This window comes from Pseudomonas taiwanensis (genome assembly GCF_013393345.1).
In the GTDB taxonomy this organism is placed as follows: domain Bacteria; phylum Pseudomonadota; class Gammaproteobacteria; order Pseudomonadales; family Pseudomonadaceae; genus Metapseudomonas; species Metapseudomonas resinovorans_C.
The window spans coordinates 144,724-150,816 of the sequence record NZ_QJRF01000048.1; the positions used below are offsets into that span (position 1 = coordinate 144,724).

The following is a 6,093-nucleotide window of genomic DNA, read 5'->3' on the forward strand; positions in this document are numbered from 1 at the left end:
ATTTATTTTGTAAAAATGCAAAACATCAGATGCTTATATCGCCAGTCACGATGTAATCGTTGAGAGCGGGAGGCCCACGTGATCCAGTTGCATGATGTCGACCTGAAACTCCTCAGGGTCTTCGCCACGATCGTCAAATGCGGCGGCTTCTCGGCTGCCCAGGCCGCGCTCAATGCGGGCCAGTCCACCATCAGCGAACAGATGAACCACCTGGAGACGCGACTGGGGGTGAAGCTCTGCCAACGCGGCCGCAGCGGCTTCCGCCTGACCGAACAGGGCGTGGCCATCCATGAGGCGACCCAGCGTCTGCTTTCGGCGGTGGAGACCTTCTGCATGGACGCCGATGTGCTCAAGCAGCGCATCAGCGGCAAGCTCAATCTCGGCATCATCGACAGCACGATCACCGACCGCGACTCTCCCCTGCCCCGCGCCACCCAGCGCTTCGTCTCCCGTGGGCACGACGTGCACCTCAGCGTCTACGTCGGGACACCCGCGGAGCTGGAGGAACGGGTCCTGGACAATCGCCTGCACCTGGCCATCGGGCACTTCCCGGCGCGCATTCCCGGCATCCACTATTCGCCGCTGTACCGCGAGGCACTGGGACTCTATTGCGGACGCCACCACCCCCTGTTCGAAACCAAGCTGGAAGGGGCCGAGCTGGGCAAGGCCATCGGCGCCAGCCGTATCGTGGTGCGCGGCTACATGCAGCAGTACGACCTCGACGTACTGGGCGTGAACAAGGCGGCAGCGACGGTGGACAACATCGAGGCCCTGGCCATCCTGATCATTTCCGGCGCCTACCTAGGCCTGTTGCCCATGCATGTCGCCCAACAGTGGGTACGTACGGACGAAATGCGCCGCTTGCCCATCTCCGATTCGCAGCTCGAATCGCCCTTCGACGTGATCACCCGTCGCGGGGCGATGCCACCTATCCTCCATGCCTTCCTCGAAGACCTGACCCAGTGCTCCGGCAGCACGGGCAAGGCTTGAGCCCTCCGCAGGCGAACATTCCATGCGCATCCACGTGACCTTCATCGACCGCGTCGGCATCACCCAGGAAGTCCTGGCCTTGCTTGGTGGCCGCAACCTCAATCTCGAAGCGGTGGAGATGATTCCACCGAACGTCTACATCGACGCCCCCAGCCTCGGTCCAGAAGTGCTGGATGAACTGCGCGAAGCCCTGCATGGCGTACAAGGCGTGCAGGCGGTGACCGTGGTCGACATCCTTCCCGGCCAGCGCCGCCGGCTGCAGCTCGATGCCTTGCTGGCGTTCGTCAGTGACCCGGTGCTGGCGGTGGACGACAGCGGCCACGTGCTGCTGGCCAACCCTTCGCTGATCAATCTCTATGGCCGGGAGCCCGCCGGGGAGCCGCTGTCGAACCTGTTCGATGATCCCGCGCTGGCGCAAACCCTGATCGACCGGGGGTTTCGCCTGCCCATGTGCGAAGTGGCCTTCAAGGGGCAATCACTGCTGCTGGACGCCACGCCGATCAGCAGTGCCACGGATGGTGGACCGAGCGACCTGGCCGGGGGCCTGCTGACCCTCTACCCGCCCAGCCGTATCGGCGAGCGGCTGGCGTCGCTGCACCATGACGGCGGCGAGGGCATGGAAGCCTTGCTCGGCAAGTCCCCGCCGCTGAAGCAGCTCAAGGCACGCCTGCGCAAGGTCGCCGGCCTGGACGCCCACCTGCTCATCCGCGGTGAGACCGGCACCGGCAAGGAACTGGTGGCGCGCGCCTGCCACGCCTTGAGTGACCGCCGCGATTCACCCTTCCTGGCGCTGAACTGCGCGGCCCTGCCGGAAAGCCTGGCCGAAAGCGAACTCTTCGGTTACTCGGCGGGCGCCTTCACCGGCGCCCAGCGTGGCGGCAAGCCCGGCCTCCTGGAAATGGCTGACGGCGGCACGGTGTTCCTCGACGAAGTGGGCGAAATGTCGCCCTACCTGCAAGCCAAGCTGTTGCGCTTTCTCAGCGATGGCTGCTTCCGTCGGGTGGGCGGGGATCGGGAAGTCCACGTGAATGTCCGCGTGCTCGGCGCCACCCACCGGGACCTGGAAAGCATGGTCGGCGCCGGCACTTTCCGTGAGGACCTGTTCTACCGCCTCAACGTGCTCAACCTGGACGTCCCGCCCCTGCGCGAGCGCGGTCAGGACATCCTCCTGCTCGCCGAACACTTCCTCGACCAGGCCTGCGCGCAAATCCAGCGACCGCCCTGCCAACTGGCCCCGAACACCTATCCGCTGCTGCTGGGCAATCGCTGGTCAGGCAACGTGCGCCAGTTGCAGAACGTGATCTTCCGCGCCGCCGCCGTCAGCGAAATCGACCTGATCGACTGCGACGACCTCGAACTTGCCGGCACCGCGTTGGGCCCGCATCAGGCCGATTCCCTGGAAGTCACCAGCCTGGAAGACGCTGTGCAGGGCTTCGAGAAGAACCTGCTGCAACAGCTCTATGCCGTCTACCCGTCCACGCGGCAGTTGGCGGCGCGACTGGACACGTCCCATACCGCCATCGGGCAGCGGCTGCGCAAGTACGGTATTACCCGATAAGGACTGCTTTTTTGTAGGAGCGAGCTTGCTCGCGAACCGTCCGAGCACGATCTTTCGCGAGCAAGCTCGCTCCTACAGTTCATCCCCCGGTTCGATTCCATTCCACTGGAGCGATTCCGCTCCAATGTCCTTCAAAGCCCCGGCTTCCGGGCCTTTCCTCATTCAGAGCAGCTGAAAGACTCTTTTCGGCGTGGAGCGATATCGCTCCAGAAAAAGAGTAAGGCTGGCACCGAAAATCGCTCAAATTATTGAAATTAAAGGACTTTAAAGAGTTGGCACCGCACTTGCTCTTGTTCCATCAGCCGAGCCAAACGCTCGGGACCCAACCTGATAACAAGAGGAAGCTCCATGACCACTCTGCGTTTTACTCCCGAGCATGAATGGCTGCGCGTCGAAGCCAACGGCGAAGTGACTGTCGGTATCACCAGCTTTGCCCAGGAAGCGCTGGGCGATGTGGTGTTCGTGCAATTGCCCGACGCCGGTGTTTACGAACAAGGCGCCGAAGTGGCCGTGCTGGAGTCGGTGAAAGCCGCCAGCAACATCACCATGCCGCTGGACGGCGAAGTGATCGAAGTGAACCAGGCCCTCGCCGACAACCCCGAGCTGGTCAACGAAGCGCCCATGGACGGCGGCTGGTTCTTCCGTATCCGCCCGAACAGCCCCGAAGCCGTCGCCAGCCTGATGGACCAGGCCGGCTATGACGCGTTCCTCGCCGACCACGCCTGACCGGAGGAACTGCCATGAGCCTCGCCCAATTCCCCCTGGACACACGCAACGAGTTCGTCCCGCGCCACATCGGCCCACGGGACGCCGATGCCAACGCGATGCTGGAGTTGCTGGGCTTCGACAGCCTGGAAGCAATGATCGCCAGCGTGGTGCCCGACAGCATCAAGGGCACCAGCGTGCTCGACCTGCCGGCCGGCCAGGGCGAGGCCGAAGCCCTCGCCGCGATCAAGGCCATCGCCGCGAAGAACCAGCTGTTCAAGAGCTACATCGGCCAGGGCTACTACCCCTGCCACACCCCCAGCCCGATCCTGCGCAACCTGCTGGAAAACCCGGCCTGGTACACCGCCTACACCCCCTACCAGCCGGAAATCTCCCAGGGCCGCCTGGAAGCCCTGCTGAACTTCCAGACCCTGGTCAGCGACCTCTCCGGCCTGCCGGTGGCCAACGCATCCCTGCTCGACGAAGGCACCGCCGCCGCCGAAGCCATGACCTTCTGCAAGCGCCTGGCGAAGAACAAGGCCAGCAACGCCTTCTTCGCCTCCCAGCACTGCCACCCGCAGACCCTCGACGTGCTGCGCACCCGCGCCGAGCCGCTGGGCATCGAGGTGGTGATCGGCGACGAGCGTGAGCTCGGCGACGCCAGCGCCTACTTCGGCGCCCTGCTGCAGTACCCCGCCGCCAACGGCGACCTCTTCGACTACCGCGAACTGGTGGCACGCTTCCACGCCGCCGGCGCCCTGGTCGCCGTCGCTGCCGAACTGCTGGCGCTGACCCTGCTGACCCCGCCCGGCGAGTTCGGCGCCGACGTCGCCCTCGGCAGCGCCCAGCGCTTCGGTGTGCCGCTGGGCTTCGGCGGCCCGCACGCGGCCTACTTCGCCACCCGCGACAACTTCAAGCGCGACATGCCCGGCCGCCTGGTCGGCGTCTCCATCGACCGCCACGGCCAGCCGGCCCTGCGCCTGGCCATGCAGACCCGCGAGCAGCACATCCGCCGCGAGAAGGCCACCAGCAACATCTGCACCGCGCAGGTGCTGCTGGCCAACATCGCCAGCATGTACGCCGTCTACCACGGCCCACAGGGCCTGACCCGCATCGCCCAGCGCGTGCACCAGCTGACCGCGATCCTCGCCCAGGGCCTGGCCAAGCTGGGCGTGACCGTCGAGCAGGCATTCTTCTTCGACACCCTGACCCTGGCCACCGGCGCCCAGACCGCCGAGCGCCACGCCGCAGCCCGCGCCCAGCGCCTCAACCTGCGTGAAGTGGACGCCGTGCGCCTCGGCCTGTCCCTGGACGAAACCACCACCCAGGCCGACGTCGAGCAGCTCTGGGCGCTGTTCGCCGATGGCCAGGCGCTGCCGGCCTTCGCCGCGCTGGCCGCCACCGTCGCCAGCCGCCTGCCGGCCGCCCTGCTGCGCCAGGGCGCGATCCTCGCCCACCCGGTGTTCAACCGCTACCACTCGGAAACCGAGCTGATGCGCTACCTGCGCAAGCTCGCCGACAAGGACCTGGCGCTGGACCGCAGCATGATCCCGCTGGGCTCCTGCACCATGAAGCTGAACGCCGCCAGCGAGATGATCCCGGTGACCTGGGCCGAGTTCGGCGCCCTGCACCCCTTCGCTCCCGCCGAGCAGTCCCAGGGCTACCTGGAACTCACTACCGAGCTGGAAGCCATGCTGTGTAAGGCCACTGGCTATGACGCCGTGTCCCTGCAGCCGAACGCCGGCTCCCAGGGCGAGTACGCCGGTCTGCTGGCGATCCGCGCCTACCACCTCAGCCGCGGCGACGACCAGCGCGACATCTGCCTGATCCCGCAATCGGCCCACGGCACCAACCCGGCCACCGCCAGCATGGTCGGCATGCGCGTGGTGGTCACCGCCTGCGACGCCCGCGGCAACGTCGACATCGCCGACCTCAAGGCCAAGGCCGAGGAGCACAAGGAGCGTCTCGCCGCGCTGATGATCACCTACCCGTCCACCCACGGCGTGTTCGAGGAAGGCATCCGCGAGATCTGCGACGTCATCCACGCCAACGGCGGCCAGGTGTACATCGACGGCGCCAACATGAACGCCATGGTCGGCCTCTGCGCCCCGGGCCAGTTCGGCGGCGACGTCTCCCACCTGAACCTGCACAAGACCTTCTGCATCCCCCACGGCGGCGGCGGCCCGGGCGTCGGCCCGATCGGCGTGAAGGCCCACCTGGCGCCCTTCCTGCCCGGCCACGCGCAGATGGCCCGCAAAGAGGGCGCGGTCAGCGCGGCGCCCTTCGGCAGCGCCAGCATCCTGCCGATCACCTGGATGTACATCCGCATGATGGGCGGCGACGGCCTGCGCCGCGCCACCCAGCTGGCGATCCTCAACGCCAACTACATCGCCCGCCGCCTGGAAGAGCACTACCCGGTGCTCTACACCGGCAGCAACGGCCTGGTCGCCCACGAGTGCATCCTCGACCTGCGCCCGCTCAAGGAGACCAGCGGCATCAGCGTCGACGACGTCGCCAAGCGCCTGATCGACTACGGCTTCCACGCCCCGACCATGAGCTTCCCGGTGCCCGGCACGCTGATGATCGAGCCCACCGAGAGCGAGTCGAAGGAAGAGCTGGACCGCTTCTGCGACGCCATGATCCGCATCCGCGAAGAAATCCGCGCGGTCGAGGCCGGTGAGCTGGACAAGGACGACAACCCGCTGAAGAACGCGCCGCATACCGCCCACGAGCTGGTCGGCGAGTGGACCCACCGCTACAGCCGCGAACTGGCCGTGTACCCCAGCGCCAGCCTGGTGGACGGCAAGTACTGGCCGCCGGTGGGCCGCGTGGACAACGTC

The 6,093-nt window shown here is 66.3% G+C and carries 4 protein-coding genes; all 4 read left to right on the plus strand.

The annotated features are described in order from the left end of the window. Positions 1 to 78 precede the first annotated feature (78 nt). Positions 79 to 990 carry a LysR family transcriptional regulator gene (locus tag DM872_RS10275; RefSeq protein WP_179059385.1) on the plus strand — a complete coding sequence of 304 codons (912 nt, stop codon included), beginning with the start codon at positions 79 to 81 and terminating at the stop codon, positions 988 to 990. A gap of 22 nt (positions 991 to 1,012) precedes the next feature. Then, the gene (locus DM872_RS10280) at positions 1,013 to 2,548 is read left to right on the plus strand and encodes a sigma-54-dependent transcriptional regulator (RefSeq protein ID WP_179059386.1); all 1,536 of its coding nucleotides are present in this window, start codon (positions 1,013 to 1,015) and stop codon (positions 2,546 to 2,548) included. 348 nt (positions 2,549 to 2,896) lie between these two features. Beyond that, the gene (gcvH, locus tag DM872_RS10285; RefSeq protein ID WP_179059387.1) at positions 2,897 to 3,274 is read left to right on the plus strand and encodes a glycine cleavage system protein GcvH; all 378 of its coding nucleotides are present in this window, start codon (positions 2,897 to 2,899) and stop codon (positions 3,272 to 3,274) included. Positions 3,275 to 3,288: 14 nt separating this feature from the next. After that, a partial coding sequence (gene gcvP, locus DM872_RS10290; RefSeq protein ID WP_179059388.1) for an aminomethyl-transferring glycine dehydrogenase occupies positions 3,289 to 6,093 on the plus strand: 2,805 nt, incomplete at its 3' end.

What these genes read in the sequence shown, in the direction of transcription:
- DM872_RS10280 (WP_179059386.1), top strand. Translation starts at nt 1,013, where the DNA reads ATGCGCATCCACGTGACCTTCATCGACCGCGTCGGCATCACCCAGGAA.
- gcvH (WP_179059387.1), top strand. Translation starts at nt 2,897, where the DNA reads ATGACCACTCTGCGTTTTACTCCCGAGCATGAATGGCTGCGCGTCGAA.